The following is a 16,624-nucleotide window of genomic DNA, read 5'->3' as shown; positions in this document are numbered from 1 at the left end:
CCTCACTCCCTCCGGATGGCCTGGTCCGTGTCGTACAGGGTGAGTTCGTCACGGGTGAGCGTCATCTGCACCGGGATGCCGAGCCGCTCGGCGCCGGTCTTGATCAGGTACTTGCCGCGTCCGGGGTGGCGTGCGCCCGGCTGCCAGGAGTCGGGGGAGGACCACGAGGCGACCAGTCCCTGTTCGGGGCCGGTCATCGGGGTGATCCGGTTGACCGAGGCCAGTTCGCGCGGAGGGAGCCCGGCGAGGACGGTGATCGCGGAGCGGTCCACGAACCCCCGGGCCTTGGCCCGGTCCTCCTCGGTGGCCAGGGCCTCCAGGTCGCCGAGGGAGTGCGTCACCATGACCGAAGCCATGCCCTTGGAGCGGTTGAGCCGGGTGAGGGAGTCGGCGAACTCCACCAGGCCGGGGGCCCCGCGCAGGGCCCGCCACAGCTCGTCCATCACGCCGATGTAGGACCGGCGACGGATGAGGCCGTGTTCGGCGAGCACGGCCGCGGCGTCGACCATCCCGAAGCCGTAGCTCCACGTGCACAGCATCGCCGCGGTCAGCAGCTTGTCGCCGGCGGCTCCCACACGGGAGATGTCGACGCTGATCCCCGGCGCCTCCATGTCGAGCGGGCTCGTGGTCTCGCCGTCGAAGACCCCGGCCAGGGAGCCGGTGCACAGCAGGCGCAGGGTGAAGACGAGGTCGTCGACGCGCTTGTCGTACTGGTCCCTGGTGTCGGCACGGGCGAACGACCGCAGGGACTCGGGCCCCTCCTCGACGACCTGGAGGACGTCGATGACGTTGGGCTGGCGCGTCCCGGCCAGCCGCTCGTCCAGGAGGTCGACCGCGGCGCCGAGGACGACCTCCTCGGCGTTGGCGATCCTGTCCTCGCGGACCAGCGTGCACAGGGCCATCAGCAGGGAGATGCGGCGGGAGCGCACCTCCCAGCGCAGCTTCTCCCGCTCCACCTCGGTGAGCCGGCCCATGACCCCGCCCAGGGGTCCCGCGTCGAGCGGGTTGATCCGGTCCAGCCCGCGCCCGATCCGCACGACCTGCCCGCCGAGGTGGCCGATCAGGTCGGTGTAGTCGGGCTTGGTGTCGCCGAGGATGATGGCCTGCGACCCGAAGGCCACCGCCCCGGTGACGAGGCGCTTGACGAACGTGGACTTGCCCGTACCCGGCTGTCCCAGCACGAAGCACCCGGGGTTGGTGATCAGCCCCGCGCGCAGCCAGGCCATCGGGTCGAGGCAGACGACCTCTCCCGACAGCAGGTCGCGTCCGATCGGGGTGCCGATCGAGGGCGGCTTGCTGCTGGTGACGAACGGGAACAGGCCGCACGCCTGGGCGGTGGTGGCCTGGTACTCGACCGCGTTGGGGATGTTCGGCGAGGCGCCGCCGCCCCGGTGCCGCCAGCCGAGCAGGGGGGCGATGACCTCCCTGTCCCTCTCCGCCGACCGGTCCGGCCGCTCCGCCTTCTCCTTCTGCTCCTGCCTCTGCTTGAGGCGTTTGCGCTCCGCCCGCTGCTGGCGGCGCTCCTCGCGCCGGCTCTGCCGGTCCACGATCGCCATCGGTGCCCCCTTCTAACCCATACCGCGTTGGACGAGGAACGGCGGGCACACGCCGAGGGGCAGGGTCGTGGCGAACGCGACGTCCTGGCTGCCCCAGGCCCTGCGCAGCCGGATCCGGGAGGTCTCGGCCGCCGACTCGGTGTGCGCGACGGCCTGCTTGAGCCTCTGCTCGTCGTCGACGGTGGCCGTCGTGTACAGGCTCACCTGCACCAGTCCGGCCCCGCGCGTCTCCTCCTGGGCCGCCTGCCGGGCGTAGGCGAGGTCCTGGCTGTCCCTCGCGCTCACCCGGTGGCGGACCCGCCAGGACAGCTCGCTCTTGTACTGGGCCGCCGAGTTCTGGCTCTCCAGCGCACGCGCCGCCGCGGCCGCCGGCCAGGGCCGGAACAGCAGCGTGGTCCGCTTGGCCCAGCGGGTCGGGGAGAGGAGCTCGGCGAGCACCGTGCTCGTGACGTGGGTCCTCGGCGCCTCCTGCCAGATCCAGGAGACACTGGTGCCGCTGTCGTGGGTGTAGCGGTCGTGGTGCGCCTCGGCCTCGACGGGGGTCGCGTCCGTCCAGTCGAGCGTCCCGATGTCCTCGGGCGTCGAGTGCAGCAGGGAGCTGAGGTCGTTGAGCGCCGTCGGGTCGTAGGCGGTGCGCACCATGGCGACGAGCTGCTCGGGCGTCGCTCGCCCCAGCACGGACACCCCCGTGGTGGCGAGGCTCGACTCGATCTGGTTGAGGTAGCCGCTGATCTCCACGGCCGCCTGCATGCGGTCCTTGGGGGCCACCGGGAACTTGCGGGGGTCGTAGGTGATGCTGATCCGCGTCTCGACCTGGGCGCTCACCGTGGGGGCGCTCAGCACGAGGTCGCGCATGATCTTGCGGGCCGCCGCCGGGGACTTCGGGTCGATGTCCGCCTCGACGTTGGTGCGCAGCGCGCTCCCGGGGTCGGGGCGCGACTCGACGGTGACCGTGACCCACTGGACCCACGGCATGTAGCCGAGGGAGGCCAGCCACTGGTGCCAGCTCGCCACCCAGGTGTCGACGTCGGCCGGCTCGGCGAGCCACACCGAGTTGGACGAGACCAGGACCGTCGCGGTCATGTGTCCCAGCCGCCGGTTCCAGGCGAGGCCGAACCGCCCTCCCTTGCCGTCCTCGCAGGAGAGCAGGGTGACGGGGGCGAGGATGCCGGGCAGCTGGAAGGCCCGCGGGTGCTCCACCATGACGCCCGCGCGGTAGCGGGTGTGCCCGAGCACCTTGGCCCACCACCACCGCAGGCGGGTGAGCAGGAAGCTCAGCAGCGACTCCCCCTGGACCGGCACCGCGGCGAACACGAAGGCCACCGCCATGACGGGCAGGAGGTAGAGGGCGAGGCCGGGCGCGAACATGCCCGCCAGCATCAGGACGATCAGGCCTCCGAGGAGGACGAGCGTCGCGGTGAGGCCGAGCCCGAACAGCCCGATGCTGCGCCGGCGGCGCCACCCTCCGTACGTGCGGACCACTTAGACCATCCTTCCGTCGGCTCCGTCGGCGAACTGCGCCCCGGACGCGCCTTCCGGCGACACCGCTCCGGCGCCGCCCGGGTACCCGCCGCCGGAGGCGCCGCCCGACACGGCTCCGGTGTCGGCCGCTCCAGCGCCCGCGGGGGCGTCCCCGACCGCGCCGGGGTCGGAGCCGCCGTCACCGCCCGCGCCCGACGCAACCGTCTGGCTGTACCCCTGCTCCGAACCGCTGACGGTCGTGGAGCTGACCGACTCCGTCGCGCCCGCGGCGGCCGCGGCCCCGCCGTCCTGCGCGCCGCCGCCCTCGGGACCGCCCATGGCGCCGTCCACGCTCGCGGTCCCGTCCGCGCCGCCCAGGGGGCCGCCCGCACCGGTGCCGAGCCCGCCCTGCGTGCCCATGGTGCCGGTGTCGACGGCGCCCGTGCCGGCCGCACTCGCCGCCACCGCCGAGGACCCGCCGCCGGCGGGCTGTCCTGCGCCGCCCTCGTCGAGGTTGCGCGCCACTCCGGCGGCGCGCTCGTTGGCTCCGGCTGCGGCGGCCTGGGCCCCGCCGTCGGCGGACGGGGCGCTGCCCGCGGAAGGGGAACCGGACGCCGACGAGGGGGACGCGTCGGCACCGCTGCCGTTCCCTCCTCCGCCCCCGCCGCCCCCTCCGCCGATGGAGCTGATGCCGCCCGCCGCGAGGGCCATCATCCAGACGCTGCCCGAGCTCATGAGCTTCATCAGGACGGGGAGGGCGCCGGTGGCCATGAGCATGACCGCCGCCCCCAGGAGGTACCTGGACAGGCCGCCCTCGGCCTCGGGTTCGGTGGTCGCGATGAGGACGAGGCCGGACAGGTAGACCAACAGCAACAACGGTTTGTACAGGAGGCAGGCGAACAGCCAGCCGATGACCTTCGGAAAGATCTTCAGACCGGGGACCAGCGAACTCGCGGCGGCCAGCGGCAGAAGGCAGGAGAGCAGGTAGACGATCGACTTGAGCATCGCCAGGACGATCATCTGCGCGATGAGGCCGAGAGTCACCGCGAGGCTGATCAGATAGGTGACGGCCTCGCGCGCGGAGTCCTCGGTGAAACCGAGGTCGTTGCCGCCGACGCCCACCCGCATGATGCTCGGATAGACGGTCTTCGCCGCTTCGAGGAAATTGACCTGTTTTGTCCCGGGCGCGCCGTTCTCCAGAGGCGCGCGATAGGACCCGGTCTCCAGGATCATCTGGGTGAGGCCGCTGCTGAACCCCGACAGGACGTAGACGAAGAAGAGTCCGGCGAACGTGGTGATGATGACCGTCAGAAGGCCCCGGACCAGGTCCATCATGGGATCGAGCCGACGGGTCCAGAGCAGGCGGACGGCCGCCAGCAGGATGCCCAGCGTGGCCAGGAACAGGATCAGCGGGTTGAAGACGTTCTGGAGCTGCAGCACGCCCTGATCGACGACGAGCTGGTTGCTCCCGTACTCCCGCTGGAGGGGTGCCCCGCTTCCGCTGTTGATCAGCAGCGTGAACATCCGCTCGATGATGCCCTGAAGGCTTTCCGTGATCCAGTTCGCCGTTTCCTCGTTCTCCATTCAATCACCCCGATCCCCGGCTGTATTGCTAATCTTCATCCGGAGTGTTTCCCACCCCGGGGCAGAAATTGATTCTGATGCCGCCTCTTCCCTCGTTGGCCGCGGCCCACGCGGGGAATTCCTCACAGATGTACTGCCAGCGCCACGGCTCCACCGGCGGGGGATTCCTGCCGCCGGGGCGATATTTCTCCGGGAGATCGTCCGTGCCGTCCGCCAGGTTATCGCCCTTGCAGGCGTCGATTTCCTCGATCATGTCCCTGTTGAGCTGGGGGCAGTGGTACGCGGCCCAGGGCCAGCCACTCTCGGACATGAGGTCCCGGAGCTCCCGTTCCGGCGTACACGGAGACAAGGCGTGATTGGTGGGACCGCCCGCGTACATCGAATCCTGGAAACAGTACTCGTAGCAGTCCTCCTTGCCGTCGTACGTGCACCGCTCGTCGTCGCGTCCGGTCAGCGGCACGGTGTGGGAGAGCCGGTCCCACCCGTCGGCGCCGGGGCAGAGGACATTCCGGGTCTCGGGGTCCCGGAGGGCCCCGTCGCAACCGGCCGCCTCCCGCTCGATCTCGTCCTGCTCGGCCGCGACCCCCTGGAAGAGGGTCCCGAGGTCGTTCTCGGTCTCGTGGTAAGAGCCCTGGAGCAGCGTCCCGGCGAGGGATCCGGAGGCGATGAGCAGGACCACCCCGAGGACCACCCAGGGGAGTTCGGCCATGCCGCGCGCGGCGATCCAGGGGTCGCCGGTGAAGTTGGCGTGGATCATGCGCCCGCCGATGATGATGAGCGCGAGGACGCCGACCACGGCCCCGGCCCACGCGACGTAGCCCAGCACCTCGTTGCCGGTCTGCTGGAACTGCGCCATCGCCAGCGTTGTCTGCGCCGCGTCAGCGACGGGGATTCGCTCGTACGCCATTCCGCTCTGCCCCCCGACCTCTCACGATCCGGTTCACGACCCGACGAGTGTGGTGACCACGGAAACGGCGACCAGCATCAGCGAGACGCCCATGACGGTCCACAGCACTCCGCCGACACCGTCGGCCGCCACCTCGGAGCGGCCCAGCTTGCCGATGGCCATCTTCGCGGCCGAGTACAGGATGCCGATGACCCCGATCACGACGACGACGCCCTGGGCGATGTTGAGGAACCGCCCGATCGGGTCCCCGTCGGGGTCCTGCGTCCCCCCGACCCCCCAGTCCGGCATCCGCGGCCGCACCTCCCACGTCACCTCCGCGGGAAGGGCCGCGGCCAGGTGCGCCGCGTCCGCCGCCGCCGACAGGAGTTCCAGCGGCATCGTCAGCCGCCCGCGACGTCGGCGACCGCCAGGATGACCGGGATGGCGACGAGCATCAGGGAGATCCCCATGACCGTCCAGACCAGTCCGCCGACACCGTCGGCGGCGAGGTCGGAGCGGCCGAACTTGCCGATGGCCATCTTGCCGGCGGCGAAGAGGATGCCGATGATGCCGATCACGACGATGATGCCCTGGCCCCAGCTGAACACCTGCTGGATCGGATCGTGTCCGTCCTCGAAGGCGGGCAGGTCCGGGTTGGTGTCCCAGCCGAAGGCGCCGTCCATCGGGACGGCGGCCATGTGGGCGACAAGGTCGTTGGTGGCGTTCAGAACATCCATGCGTATCCAGTTCTCCTTACCCTGAGGCCTGGCGCGCCAGGGTCTCGGTCGCCGCTGCGAGGCACGCGTTCCTGATCTGCTCCAGGGCCCGCCGCGCCCTCGCGGGAAGTTTCACCCGGTCCGCCTCGACGGCGTCCACGTAGCGCAGGGCCGGGACGAACGGGAAGCGGACGAGGAGGCCGACCCGGTCGCGCACCAGGCCCAGGCGCGCCGCGGACTCCGCGGGCTCGGGCCCGGAGCCGTCCGCCGCGACCACCAGCGCGGCGGGCCGGAGGCCGTCGGCCTCCAGGACGTTGATGACCTCGGCGGCGCGGGCCGTCGAGGCGACGCTGTTCCGGGAGACCAGGACCAGGGGCCGTCCGAAGGCGCCGATACCGCCGCGGTCGGAGGAGTAGGCACCGAGGTCCCAGGGGGTGTTCAGCAGCACGCGCAGCGTGGTGGTGCCCGCTCCGCCGTGGCAGCCGAGCACGACGGCCTCCCCTGCCCAGTCGGGCAGGGGCGGGCCAGCCGGTTCGCCCTGGTCCGTGCCGCCGGCCTGTCGCCTCCCCATGTGGTCCCCCCGTCCGTGTCGTGAAGGCGCCGCCTCCCCGGCGGGGTCGGCGCTCCCCGCGCGGCCCGTGTTCCGGGACGCCGCGCCGGGCTGGGGCACCGGGGACCGGAGAGCGGTCGTCCGCCCTCGGATGCCTCCGGCAATCCCGCCGCACCGGGGGGTTTCGCATGACGACGCGAGAATGCGGTGACGCCGTCGAACCGGGTTCGGGGGCCGAACAGCAGGCTATATATACCGCACCGAATCGAATCCGATCAAGTGACCGTTTTCATTCCTACTACTTTGCGTGACCGGTCGGACATTGGAAACACTGGAAAGTGAACGAGGCCGATCTTCTTTCACGAACGCAAAAGAGCCGATCCACTCTTCTGAGTGATAAGCCTTGATCAATGCCATTGCTGCGCACCGCCGCCTCGGAGATCTCGACCTTTTTCCACGGGAGAACCCGCAGGTCTCCGGCCGAAACGTTATCGAATATCACCCTTCGTGACCCCCCTGTCGCACCAACCCCATTGCGCTCCCGGTGCGCTCCCTGTACGCATGGGTGCATCTGTCCGCCCTCACGACTGGTGGGTACCCATGATCAGAACAGCGTGGCCGTCATGAGCGACTTCGCCGGCGGCTCGCGGGAGAAGACGATCGTGTTCGGGATCCTCGCCGTCCTGGTCGTCGTCCTGGTCGTCCTCGCACAGCAGCTGCTCTCCGGTCAGGACGACGGGGAGGCCGCGTCCCCGGCGGAGGCGTCCGCCGGGTCCGGGGGGAACGGGGGCGGAGGAGAGCCCGTCGGCGACGTCATGGCGCTGATGCCGTACTCGGAGGCCGAACTGGAGGCCGCGGCGGAGACCGCCCGTGCCTTCGTCGCCGCCTACAGCGAGGTCGACCCCGGGGAGAGCGACGACGAGCGCCTCGCCCGCCTCTCCCCCCTGCTCTCCGAGGACTTCTTCGGCGCCGTCGAGGAGTTCGTCCTCAGCACGCCCAACAGCGGGGCCTCCCGGGGGACCCCGCGGCGCGTCACCGCGGAGGCGACGGCCACGGCGATCCGCAACGTCGGCTCCGGGTCGGTCATCGTCGAGGTGGAGGCGCGGTTCATGACGGAGACCGGCGACGACGGCGGGACCGAGCCGGCGTCGTACGCGGTCACCGTGGTACCCGGGGGCGAGGGCTGGGCGGTCTACGCCTTCCAGGACGCGGCGGTCGGGAACATCGCCGAGGAGGGCGCGTGACGGGCGCCTCCGGCGGCGCCGCCGGGGTCCTGTGGGCGCGGGCCCGCGCCTTCCTCCTCCCCCGGCGGGGACGCGGCGGGGACCGGGGCAGCGCGACCGCGCGCGTGGGCGGGGGCGTCACGGCGCTCGCGGTCATGGGGGGCATCGCCTACGCCGCCACCGTGTGCGGCCCGGCGGGCGGGGCCGCTCCGAGCAGCGCCGACGGGGGCGGCTCGTCGGGGGGCGTCGTCCAGGCGTCCGCGAACACGTCGAGCGAGACGATCAGCATCAGCGCGCACGGGGAGCCGGGTTCCTCGCAGAAGTCCGTCCGGGTCGACATCCCCGACAACGTCCTCCGTGCGCACCGCATGGCGGCCGAGGCCTACGGCCTGCCCTGGGAGCTCATGGCCGCGATCGGCGCGATCGAGACCCAGAACGGCCAGTACGTCTCGACGGACCCGAACTGGCACTCCGGCCTCCGGGAGGGTGAGCGCAACCCCTACGGCGCCGCCGGGATCGTCCAGTTCGGCGTCCAGGACCTGCGGACGGGACAGGTCGGCGGCCGGCTCGGCAGCGCGGGCAACTCGTGGGGCGGGAAGCCGAAGGAGTCGGTCGAGGACCGCCGCTTCCACTACGAGGTGGGCGAGATGCCGGGCAATCCGACCTACTTCGGCATCGACGGCAACGACGACGGCGTGGTCAACGTCTGGGATCCCTGGGACAACGTCACGTCGGGGGCCTTCCGGATCGCCTACTACGCCAACCAGGCGGAGGAGCGGGGGTCGGGTTCGGTCTGCGGGAGCGGGCGCTCGGACCTGAGCCCGATCGAGTGCACGGTCTACAAGCACAACCCCGCCCGGTGGTACGTCGCGCAGGTGCTGGAGGTGGCCGAGTACTACAGCGGCTCCGGCCTCGCCCCGACGTCCCCGTCCCTCGAACTCCAGCAGGCCTCCTCGACCTCGGGGCAGGGGCGGGACTGCGAGGAGCAGGGCGGCAGCGCGACGCAGGCCGCGTTCCTGGGCGACGTCGGCGAGGAGCACCGGACCGCCGTGGAGTTCGCCCGGCGACAGATCGGCAAGCCCTACGTGTGGGGCGCCCGGGGGCCCGACTCCTACGACTGCTCGGGACTCACCCAGGCCGCGTGGCGCGCGGCGGGGGTGACGATCCCCTGGGTGACGACGACGCAGTGGGACCCCGACAACGCCGAGTACCGAGGGGGGACGGCCCGGCGCGTTCTGGAGGGGGACCTGGACATCTCCGTCCTCCAGCCCGGCGACCTCCTCCTCTTCCACACCAGCCCGAGGTACGCGAGCCCGTCGCACGTCGGCATCTACTCCGGCGGAGGCCGCATGATCCACGCCGCGAACCCGAGCAAGCCGATCGAGGAGGTGTCGATCGACTCCGGGTACTACCGTTCCTCCTTCGTGGGGGCGGTCCGGATCAGCCCCGACTCCTCGGGCGGCGAGGACACGGCGCAGGTGTGACCGGACTCTTCCACGAACCACGAACCGACAGAGAGGATGATTCGCATGGTCGCACCCATCATCGCGGTCCTCGGGGGCACCGCGCTCCGCGCGGGAATCTCGAGGATCGCCGCCACCCGGGGCGGAACCTGGCTCGCTTCGAAGGGCTCGGCCTGGCTCGCCGCGCGAGGCGGCTGGACGGGGCTCGGCTGGGGCACCGCCAAGGGCGCGACCAAGCTAGCGGGAAAGGGCCTGTTCAACGGCGCCAAAGCCCTCGGCGGCCTGGCCATGAGCGCCGGCGGGGCCGTCCTGGCCGCCGCCGCCAACAACCCCACCGGGCTGCTGGGAGTGATCGCCGCGGCCGCCGAAGGCGCCGTCAGCGCGTCCCAGGCCTACGGGATGGGAGCCCCGAGCGTGGGGTTGCGGAAGACGGTCAAGGGTGGGCAGGCCTTACCCGCCTGACTCCGGCTCCCCCCGGACCGCTCGCGAAGCGGCCGGGGGGAGCGTTCCGCCCGATCAGTGCCCACTCATGCGGTTTCTCCGCGATCGCGCTATCTTCACGCCGGTGAGCGCCTGCCCCGAGTGCTCCCGCCCCGCCTCCCCGCCGCCGTGAACGGCGGTGGCGCTCCACCCCCAGCACTTCACGCGGAAAGACGCCCTCTCCATGAACACCCACGTCTCTCCCCCCTCGGACGCCCCCCTGTCCTCTGACGACGCGGTCATCCGCGCCGACGAGTTCGACGGCGTCGCCGCCTCCGTCGAGGCGGCGGTCCTGGGCAAGTCCGACGTCGTACGCCTGGCCCTGGTCGCGATGCTCACCCAGGGCCACATCCTGCTGGAGGACGTCCCCGGCACCGGAAAGACCACCCTGGCCCGCGCCATCGCCGCGAGTGCGGACGGCGTCTGGCGGCGCATCCAGTTCACCCCGGACCTCCTGCCCTCCGACATCAGCGGCGTCACGATCTTCCACCAGGGGACCCGCGAGTTCGAGTTCCGTCCCGGCCCCGTGTTCGCCAACGTCGTCATCGCCGACGAGATCAACCGGGCCTCGCCCAAGACCCAGTCGGCCCTGCTGGAGGTCATGGAGGAGCGGGCGGTCACCGTGGACGGCGTCCGGCACGGCGTCCCCTCGCCCTTCCTCGTCGTGGCGACGCAGAACCCCGTGGAGATGTCGGGCACGTACCGCCTGCCCGAGGCCCAGCTGGACCGGTTCCTGATGCGCCTCACCCTCGGCTACGCCGACCCGGCGTCCGAGCTCGCGATCATCCGGGGCGACCGGCTCGTCACGCCCGAGGACCTGGAGCCGACCGTCGACGCCGAGCGGATGGCCGCCATGCGGCGCGACGCCCGGCGGGTGTTCGTCCACGACTCCGTCTACGAGTACGTGCTCAGGGTCGCCCACGCCACACGAGACCACCCGGAGCTCAGCGTGGGCCTGTCGACCAGGTCGACGGTGGCCATGGCGAGGACGGCCCGGATGCTCGCGCTCGTCTCGGGCCGGCCCTTCGTGGAGCCCGAGGACGTCAAGCTCCTGGCCCAGCCGGTCTGGGCCCACCGCCTGGTGCTGTCCCCGGAGGCCTCGGTCGGCGGGCGCACCGGGGCCGACGTCCTGGACGGGATCCTCCGTGAGACCCCCGCGCCGTCCCCGGGCGCGGCCGGGGTCCCGGCGGTCCGCTGATGCCGACCGTCCGGGGGTGGCTCGTCGCCGGGGCGGGCCTGGTGCTCCTCACGGTGGGCGTGGTGTCCCAGTACCAGGAGCTGGCGCTGCTCGGCGGCGTGGCCGTGACCGCGGTCGCCGCGGCGTCGCTCGTGGTGGGGCGTCCGGCCGCCGTGGCGGTCCGGCGCTCGCTCCCCTCCCCGCGCACCTCGCCGGGGTCCGCCCTGCGCGTGCGCCTGGAGATGCGCAACCCCGGCCGGCGCTCCGTCGGCGTGGTCGAGCCCGTGCGCGGTCACGGGGGCGAGCGGCCGGTCCGGCTGCCGTCCCTGGGAGCGCGTGCCGCGGGCGGGGCCGAGTACCGCGTCCTGGCGGCCCGGCGCGGGGTGGTCTCCCTCGGCCCCCTCCGGGTCGGGCGCGCGGACCCGCTGGGGCTCGCCGCGGTGTACCGGGAGTCCGGCGGCGCCGACCGGGTGTGGGTCCATCCCCGGTGGGAGCGCCTGCGCACCGTCCCGGTCGGCCGGGTGGCCGACCCGGAGGGCACGGCCGACGGCGCCCCGGCTGGCGCGCAGACCTTCCACTCGCTGCGCGACTACGTGCCCGGCGACGACCTGCGGCTGGTCCACTGGCGCAGCTCCGCACGGCTGGACAAGCTCGTCGTGCGCGAGTACATCGACACCTCGCAGCCGCGCCTCCACGTCATCGTCGACGACCGGCCGACGGCCGGGGGCGAGGACCGGCTGGACGAGGTGGCGAGCGCGGCCGCCTCGGTACTGGCGACCGGGGTGCAGGCGTCGCTCCACTGCGAGGTGAGCCTGGTGAGCGGTCGGGGGCGCGACAGCACCGGAGGACTGCCCCCGCTGCTCGACCTCCTGGCCGAGGCGCGTCCGGCGCCGGACGCCGACCTCCCGCAGGCCCTCCGCCTGGCCCGGACCCGGCCCTCAGGGGACACGGCCGTCCTGGTGAGCGGTGCGCTCACCACCGCCGACCTGCGGTCCTTCGGAGAGCTCGGACACCACTACTCGGCCCTGGTCGCAGTGACCGTCGGCGCGGAGGACCGGCCGAGCGCCCCCGCTCCGGTCACCCTGCTCGCCGCCGGAGACGCGGCGGGGTTCGTCGAACGCTGGAACGAGACGTCATGGCCACGCTGACCCCGCCGCGCCCCCCGGAGACCGTGCCCGCCCCCGGGCGGGGGCCCGGTACTCCGCTCCGCGCCGTCCTGGCCCCCGTCGGGCTGGTCATGGCCGCCGCGGCGGGGGGAGTCGCCCTCGCGCCCGGTTACGCCGCCCCGGCGCCGGTCTACGCGGTGCTGCCGCTCTGCGCCCTGCTCTCCGTCGCCGTGACCCTGGCGGCGCGGGCCCGGCTGTCCCCGCTCGCCGGGATCCTCGTCGGCCTCCCCCTGCCCCTGGCTGGCGTGGTGGTGTGCGCGGCCCGGATACCCGGCCAGGGAACGGGCGTGCTGGGAGGGACGGTGGAGGCCCTCCTCCACTCCGGGGCGCGCATCCTGACGAGCGCGGCGCCCACCCCCCTGAACGCGGACACCCTGACGCTGCCGATCCTGGCCACGTGGCTCACCGGTGTGGCCTCGGTGCTGCTCTGGCAGGGGAGCCGGCCCGCGCTGGCCGTCCTCCCCGGCCTCCTGGCACTCGTCGGCGCCGTCGTCCTGAACGGCCCGGTGGCCCCGCCGGGGTTCCCCTCCATCGGCCTGGTCGCGGTCGCCGCGGTCCTGCTCATGGCGGCGTCCTCCGACGTCCGGACGGCCGCGCGGGCGCGCGCCGGGTCGGAGGACCTGCGGATCGAGGTCGACGCACCGGAGACACAGACCCTCGGGCGGCTCGGGCGGATCCTGGTGACCGCGGTCGCGGCGGCGCTGGCTGCCGCCGCCACGGTGTTCGGCGGCCCCGTCCTCCTCGCCTCCTGGGAGGCGGACCCGGGCGACCCGCGCGAGGCCGTGCGTCCGCCCCTCGCGCCGGAGGCCGCCCTCAACCCGCTCGGCTACCTCGCGGCCTGGGCCGCCGAACCGGACGACCCGCTGCTCACGGTGCGCTCCGAGGAACCGGTGGACCTGCGGTGGGTCGCCCTCGCGGAGTTCACCGGGACCACGTGGCTGCCCGAGGGCGGCTACCGCGCCGCCGGGGAGGTGCTCCCCGACCCGGTGCCGCCGCCCCCGCACGCCACCGGCGTCCGCGCGGAGATCTCCGTCGGCGACGACCTTCCGGGCGGCTGGGCGCCGGTGGTCGGGGTTCCGCGGCGGGTCGGGCTCCAGCCCCTGGGCTACGACGCCGTCTCGGGGACGGTGGTGAGCGCGGACGGCGGCATCGCGGGCGCCCGCTACGAGGTCGCCGGCGACGTGGCGGACTGGAGGGCGGCCGAACTCGCGGACGCGTCCGTTCCGGCCGACGCGGTCTTCGACCGCTACCGCGAGCTGCCCCCGGGGGCGCCGCCGGTCCTGAACGACGTGGCGGCGGCCGTCGCCGGGCAGGGGTCGCCGTACGAGCGCGCCGTCCTCCTCTCCGAGTACCTGCGGGAGTCCCACTACTTCTCGGCGGAAACCCCCGGCGGCCACGGCTACGCCAACGTCGCGGACATGCTGGCCCCGCCGGGGCAGCAGGGCGGCGGCGGGACCTCCGAGCAGTTCGCGAGCGCCTTCGCCATGCTCGCCCGTGCGGCGGGCCTGCCGAGCCGCGTCGTCGTGGGGTTCGGCTCCGGCCACGACGGGGGCGACGGCGTGCGCACGGTGCGGACCGGCGACGCGCTGGCATGGGGCGAGGTGTACTTCAACGGAGCCGGGTGGGTGCCGTTCTCCGTCACTCCCGGGGAGGAAGGGGAGGACGAGGCCGAGGAGACGTCCTCCGCCGCCGCCGAGGCGCAGACCCCCGAGGACGGCGACGAGGCGAACAGCCTGGAGGACGACGCCGCTCCTTCCCCGCCGAACCGCGAGTCGACGCCGCTGTGGCCGTTCCTGACTGTCGGCGGCGTGCTTCTCGCCGCGGTGGGCGCGGTGCCCGCGCTGCGGCTGGCGCGGAGCCGGTGGCGGCTGAGGCCGGGGGTACCCGAGCGTCGTGTGCTGGGCGCCTGGCGGGAACTGCGCGACCACCTGCGCCAGCGCGCGGACGCGCCGAAGCCGGGGGACACCGTGGGCGACACCGTGGCGCTCGTCCAGGGCCTCCTGCCCGAGGAGGGCCGGGAGTGGGCGCGGATCGACCTGCGGCGCCTCGGCGGGGCGGTCAACCGGGTCGGCTTCGCCCCGGGCTCCGGGGTGTCCGAGACGGAAGCGGCGCACATCGCCGACGGGGTCCGCCGGCAGTCCCGGGCCCTGCGGCGCACGCTCGGCCGCGGCAGGCGGCTGGCCTGGTGGTTCGATCCCCGTCCCCTGTTCTGGCGGGCGCCGTGACGCCCGCCTCCGACCGTCACCCGCCGCACGGCGGGGAAGGGGCGTTCCATGAGTAGCACCGGGTCCGCGAGCGACACGGGGACCGGCGGCAGCCTCGTCCCGGGGTTCCACTCCCTGGAGGTGCTGCACCGCGGCACCGCCTCGACCGTCTACCGGGCCGTGCCGGACGACGGCGGCGACCCGGTCGCCGTCAAGGTCCTGCGCGGCCCGGACGGCGGGGCCGAGTCCGAGCGCCTGCGCCGGATGTCGGACGTGCCCGGTGCGGTGCGGGTCGTCGGCCACGGCTCGACCACGTCGGGCCGCCCTTTCGTGGCCATGGCGCACCACGCGGGCAGGGACTACGGGCGCGTCCTGCGGGACCGCCACCCGCTGCCGGTGGAGGAGGTCGTGCGCGTCGGCCTGGACGTGGCCGGCGCGCTGGCGGGGGTGCACGCCCTGGGTCTGCTCCACCACGCCGTGGAGCCCTCCAACATCCTGGTGGGAGCGGAGGGGGCGGTGCTCGCGGACGCGGGCGCGTTGCTGCCGGAGGGCGTCCTGCCCCCGTCGGCGGGGCCGCGTACCGACGCTCTGCTGCACGCCCCGCCGGAGGCGGTCCGGGGCGAGTCGCCGAGCGCCGCCTCCGACGTCTACCGCCTGGCCGCCACACTGTGGGAACTGCTGGCGGGGCGTCCTCCGTTCGGCGGCGAGGCGGAGGCTTCCGCCGACCCCTTCGGCTACCGGGAACGCGTGCTCGGCGGCGGAGCGCCCGGGCCGCCGCGTCCCGGCCTGCCCGCTCCGCTGGTCGCGGCGCTCGCGCGGGCGCTCGACGGGGATCCCGGGGTCCGCTTCGCCGACGCGGAGGGCTTCGCCGCAGCCCTGGCCTCGGTGGACCGCGAGGAGGGGACCGCGTCCGCCGCCGCGGCTTCGGCGAGCGGTGACGCCACCGTTGCGGCCGACACGGACCCCGCGCTGCCCCCTGTACCCCGCGGGCCGGAGGGGCCGGACCCGTCGGCGGCCGGGGACCTGACACGGCCCGGGGAGACGGCAGGAGCCGAGCCGGTGGCAGCGCGGGACGCGCCCGGCGCGCCCGCCACAGCCGGCGGATCCACCGCACCCCCCGAGGACCGGACGCGGGAGGTCGATCCTCCGACGCCGCCCGCACAGGCTCCGGGCAACCCGGTCGCCGCTCGGGAGGACGGCGCGCCTCCGGCGGACCCGGTGCGCGCCCACGACCCCGTCCCCCACCACCCGCGGGGCGGCGGGGCCGCCGGGTCTCGCTCCGGCGGATCGGAGCCGGGAGGAATCGCGGACGCCTCACCCGATGCGCCCCCGGTCGACGCCGGGGACCCCTGGCGGGGGCTGGTGGAGTGGGATCCGCCCCGGACCGCCTCCGCGCCTCCCGCACCGGCTACGACGTCGCTCCCGCCCCCGCCGCCCGCTCCGGCGTTCGGCGCGGGCACGCCCTACCCGACCCCCGCCGGGCACGAGGCGCACCGCCCGGCCTCCGCCGAACGCGCTCCGTACCGGTCCGCCCCCAGCCGACAGGCGCCGGTCCGCGGGTCCGTGCCCCCGCCGCACGCCGACGACGCCGAGGAGGCGCGCTCGCGACGGCTCCGCCTGGTGCAGGTGATCGTCTCCGCGACGGCGATCGTCGTCATCGCCCTGGGGCTGGTGGCGTTCGTGTACCCGGGGCCGGTCGCCTCCCTCCTGGCGGCGGTCGGACTCGCCGAGCCGCCCGCGGACGTGCCGGCCGAGGACGGGCCCCCTCCTGCCGACCCGTCCTCGGCACCGCACGCCGCGATCTCCCGGGAGGCGGCCCCCTCGGACGTCGCGATGGAGGACTCCGGTGACACCGTGGTCCTCACGTGGACGGACAACGCCGGGGAGGGCACGCCGCACCACGTGGTGGGCGGACCGGCGGGCGGGGCCTACGCCGCGCTCGCCGAGGTGGAGCCCGGCGCGGCGGAGGCGCGGGTGACCGGCCTCGACGCCGCCGGGGAGTACTGCTTCGTCGTCATCGCCGTGCTGAGCGCGGACGAGGTCGCCCCCTCGGAGGAGGCGTGCACGGAGCGCGGAGCGGGGTAACCGGACGGCCCGCGGGAGCGGGCGCGCCGGGGTCCACGGGAGCGGCCCCCTCCCGGGGGCCGACCCCCGGGAG

The 16,624-nt window shown here is 73.9% G+C and carries 14 protein-coding genes; 7 read left to right on the top strand and 7 right to left on the bottom strand.

Features of this window, described 5'->3' with window-relative positions:
• Positions 1-2: 2 nt before the first annotated feature.
• Genes OUQ99_RS01925 through OUQ99_RS01895 form a run of 7 tightly spaced genes read right to left on the bottom strand, consistent with a single transcriptional unit; the run spans position 3 to position 6,774 of the window.
• Entirely contained in the window at positions 3-1,556 is a 1,554-nt protein-coding gene (locus OUQ99_RS01925; RefSeq protein WP_267947690.1) for a hypothetical protein, read from the bottom strand.
• 12 nt (positions 1,557-1,568) lie between these two features.
• Positions 1,569-3,038: an SCO6880 family protein gene (locus OUQ99_RS01920; protein ID WP_267947689.1), complete on the bottom strand. Its 1,470-nt coding sequence runs from the start codon at positions 3,036-3,038 to the stop codon at positions 1,569-1,571.
• A complete protein-coding gene (locus OUQ99_RS01915) occupies positions 3,039-4,601 on the bottom strand; it encodes a hypothetical protein (protein WP_267947688.1) in 1,563 nt (520 codons plus the stop codon). It abuts the gene before it with no gap.
• A 28-nt stretch (positions 4,602-4,629) separates the two neighbouring features.
• Positions 4,630-5,508 carry a pilin gene (locus OUQ99_RS01910; protein WP_267947687.1) on the bottom strand — a complete coding sequence of 293 codons (879 nt, stop codon included), beginning with the start codon at positions 5,506-5,508 and terminating at the stop codon, positions 4,630-4,632.
• Between the two features lie 33 nt (positions 5,509-5,541).
• Positions 5,542-5,886 carry a hypothetical protein gene (locus tag OUQ99_RS01905; protein WP_267947686.1) on the bottom strand — a complete coding sequence of 115 codons (345 nt, stop codon included), beginning with the start codon at positions 5,884-5,886 and terminating at the stop codon, positions 5,542-5,544.
• 2 nt (positions 5,887-5,888) lie between these two features.
• Positions 5,889-6,224 (bottom strand): hypothetical protein, encoded by a 336-nt coding sequence (locus OUQ99_RS01900; protein WP_267947685.1) that lies wholly within the window; start codon positions 6,222-6,224, stop codon positions 5,889-5,891.
• A gap of 16 nt (positions 6,225-6,240) precedes the next feature.
• A complete protein-coding gene (locus OUQ99_RS01895) occupies positions 6,241-6,774 on the bottom strand; it encodes a hypothetical protein (RefSeq protein ID WP_267947684.1) in 534 nt (177 codons plus the stop codon).
• Between the two features lie 602 nt (positions 6,775-7,376).
• On the opposite strand from OUQ99_RS01895, the gene OUQ99_RS01890 reads away from it, so the two are divergent.
• The 7 genes from OUQ99_RS01890 (at position 7,377) to OUQ99_RS01860 (ending at position 16,551) form a co-directional block, all read left to right on the top strand.
• Positions 7,377-7,997, top strand: a complete 621-nt coding sequence (locus OUQ99_RS01890) for a hypothetical protein (RefSeq protein ID WP_267947683.1) — start codon at positions 7,377-7,379, stop codon at positions 7,995-7,997.
• Positions 7,994-9,460 carry an NlpC/P60 family protein gene (locus tag OUQ99_RS01885; protein WP_267947682.1) on the top strand — a complete coding sequence of 489 codons (1,467 nt, stop codon included), beginning with the start codon at positions 7,994-7,996 and terminating at the stop codon, positions 9,458-9,460. The genes OUQ99_RS01890 and OUQ99_RS01885 overlap by 4 nt, the downstream gene beginning before the upstream one ends.
• A 45-nt stretch (positions 9,461-9,505) precedes the next feature.
• Complete coding sequence (locus OUQ99_RS01880) at positions 9,506-9,901, top strand: hypothetical protein (protein ID WP_267947681.1); 396 nt, start codon at positions 9,506-9,508, stop codon at positions 9,899-9,901.
• A 202-nt stretch (positions 9,902-10,103) separates the two neighbouring features.
• Positions 10,104-11,117, top strand: coding sequence for an AAA family ATPase (locus OUQ99_RS01875; RefSeq protein WP_267947680.1), 1,014 nt, complete (start codon positions 10,104-10,106; stop codon positions 11,115-11,117).
• Positions 11,117-12,244, top strand: coding sequence for a DUF58 domain-containing protein (locus OUQ99_RS01870; protein ID WP_267947679.1), 1,128 nt, complete (start codon positions 11,117-11,119; stop codon positions 12,242-12,244). Before OUQ99_RS01875 ends, OUQ99_RS01870 begins: the two co-directional genes overlap by 1 nt.
• A complete protein-coding gene (locus OUQ99_RS01865) occupies positions 12,232-14,487 on the top strand; it encodes a transglutaminase-like domain-containing protein (protein WP_267947678.1) in 2,256 nt (751 codons plus the stop codon). The genes OUQ99_RS01870 and OUQ99_RS01865 overlap by 13 nt, the downstream gene beginning before the upstream one ends.
• A gap of 48 nt (positions 14,488-14,535) precedes the next feature.
• A complete protein-coding gene (locus OUQ99_RS01860; RefSeq protein ID WP_267947677.1) occupies positions 14,536-16,551 on the top strand; it encodes a serine/threonine protein kinase in 2,016 nt (671 codons plus the stop codon).
• The last annotated feature ends 73 nt before the right edge of the window (positions 16,552-16,624 follow it).

Source organism: Streptomonospora nanhaiensis, from assembly GCF_026642255.1.
GTDB lineage: Bacteria > Actinomycetota > Actinomycetes > Streptosporangiales > Streptosporangiaceae > Nocardiopsis > Nocardiopsis tropica.
Note: the sequence above shows the minus strand (reverse complement) of the source record. Positions and strands in the feature narration are given on the sequence as shown.

Coding starts and splice junctions, on each gene's coding strand:
- OUQ99_RS01910 (WP_267947687.1), bottom strand. CDS start 5,508: ATGGCGTACGAGCGAATCCCCGTCGCTGACGCGGCGCAGACAACGCTG.
- OUQ99_RS01865 (WP_267947678.1), top strand. CDS start 12,232: ATGGCCACGCTGACCCCGCCGCGCCCCCCGGAGACCGTGCCCGCCCCC.
- OUQ99_RS01875 (WP_267947680.1), top strand. CDS start 10,104: ATGAACACCCACGTCTCTCCCCCCTCGGACGCCCCCCTGTCCTCTGAC.
- OUQ99_RS01895 (WP_267947684.1), bottom strand. CDS start 6,774: ATGGGGAGGCGACAGGCCGGCGGCACGGACCAGGGCGAACCGGCTGGC.
- OUQ99_RS01900 (WP_267947685.1), bottom strand. CDS start 6,224: ATGGATGTTCTGAACGCCACCAACGACCTTGTCGCCCACATGGCCGCC.
- OUQ99_RS01905 (WP_267947686.1), bottom strand. CDS start 5,886: ATGCCGCTGGAACTCCTGTCGGCGGCGGCGGACGCGGCGCACCTGGCC.
- OUQ99_RS01880 (WP_267947681.1), top strand. CDS start 9,506: ATGGTCGCACCCATCATCGCGGTCCTCGGGGGCACCGCGCTCCGCGCG.
- OUQ99_RS01925 (WP_267947690.1), bottom strand. CDS start 1,556: ATGGCGATCGTGGACCGGCAGAGCCGGCGCGAGGAGCGCCGCCAGCAG.
- OUQ99_RS01915 (WP_267947688.1), bottom strand. CDS start 4,601: ATGGAGAACGAGGAAACGGCGAACTGGATCACGGAAAGCCTTCAGGGC.
- OUQ99_RS01870 (WP_267947679.1), top strand. CDS start 11,117: ATGCCGACCGTCCGGGGGTGGCTCGTCGCCGGGGCGGGCCTGGTGCTC.
- OUQ99_RS01860 (WP_267947677.1), top strand. CDS start 14,536: ATGAGTAGCACCGGGTCCGCGAGCGACACGGGGACCGGCGGCAGCCTC.
- OUQ99_RS01890 (WP_267947683.1), top strand. CDS start 7,377: ATGAGCGACTTCGCCGGCGGCTCGCGGGAGAAGACGATCGTGTTCGGG.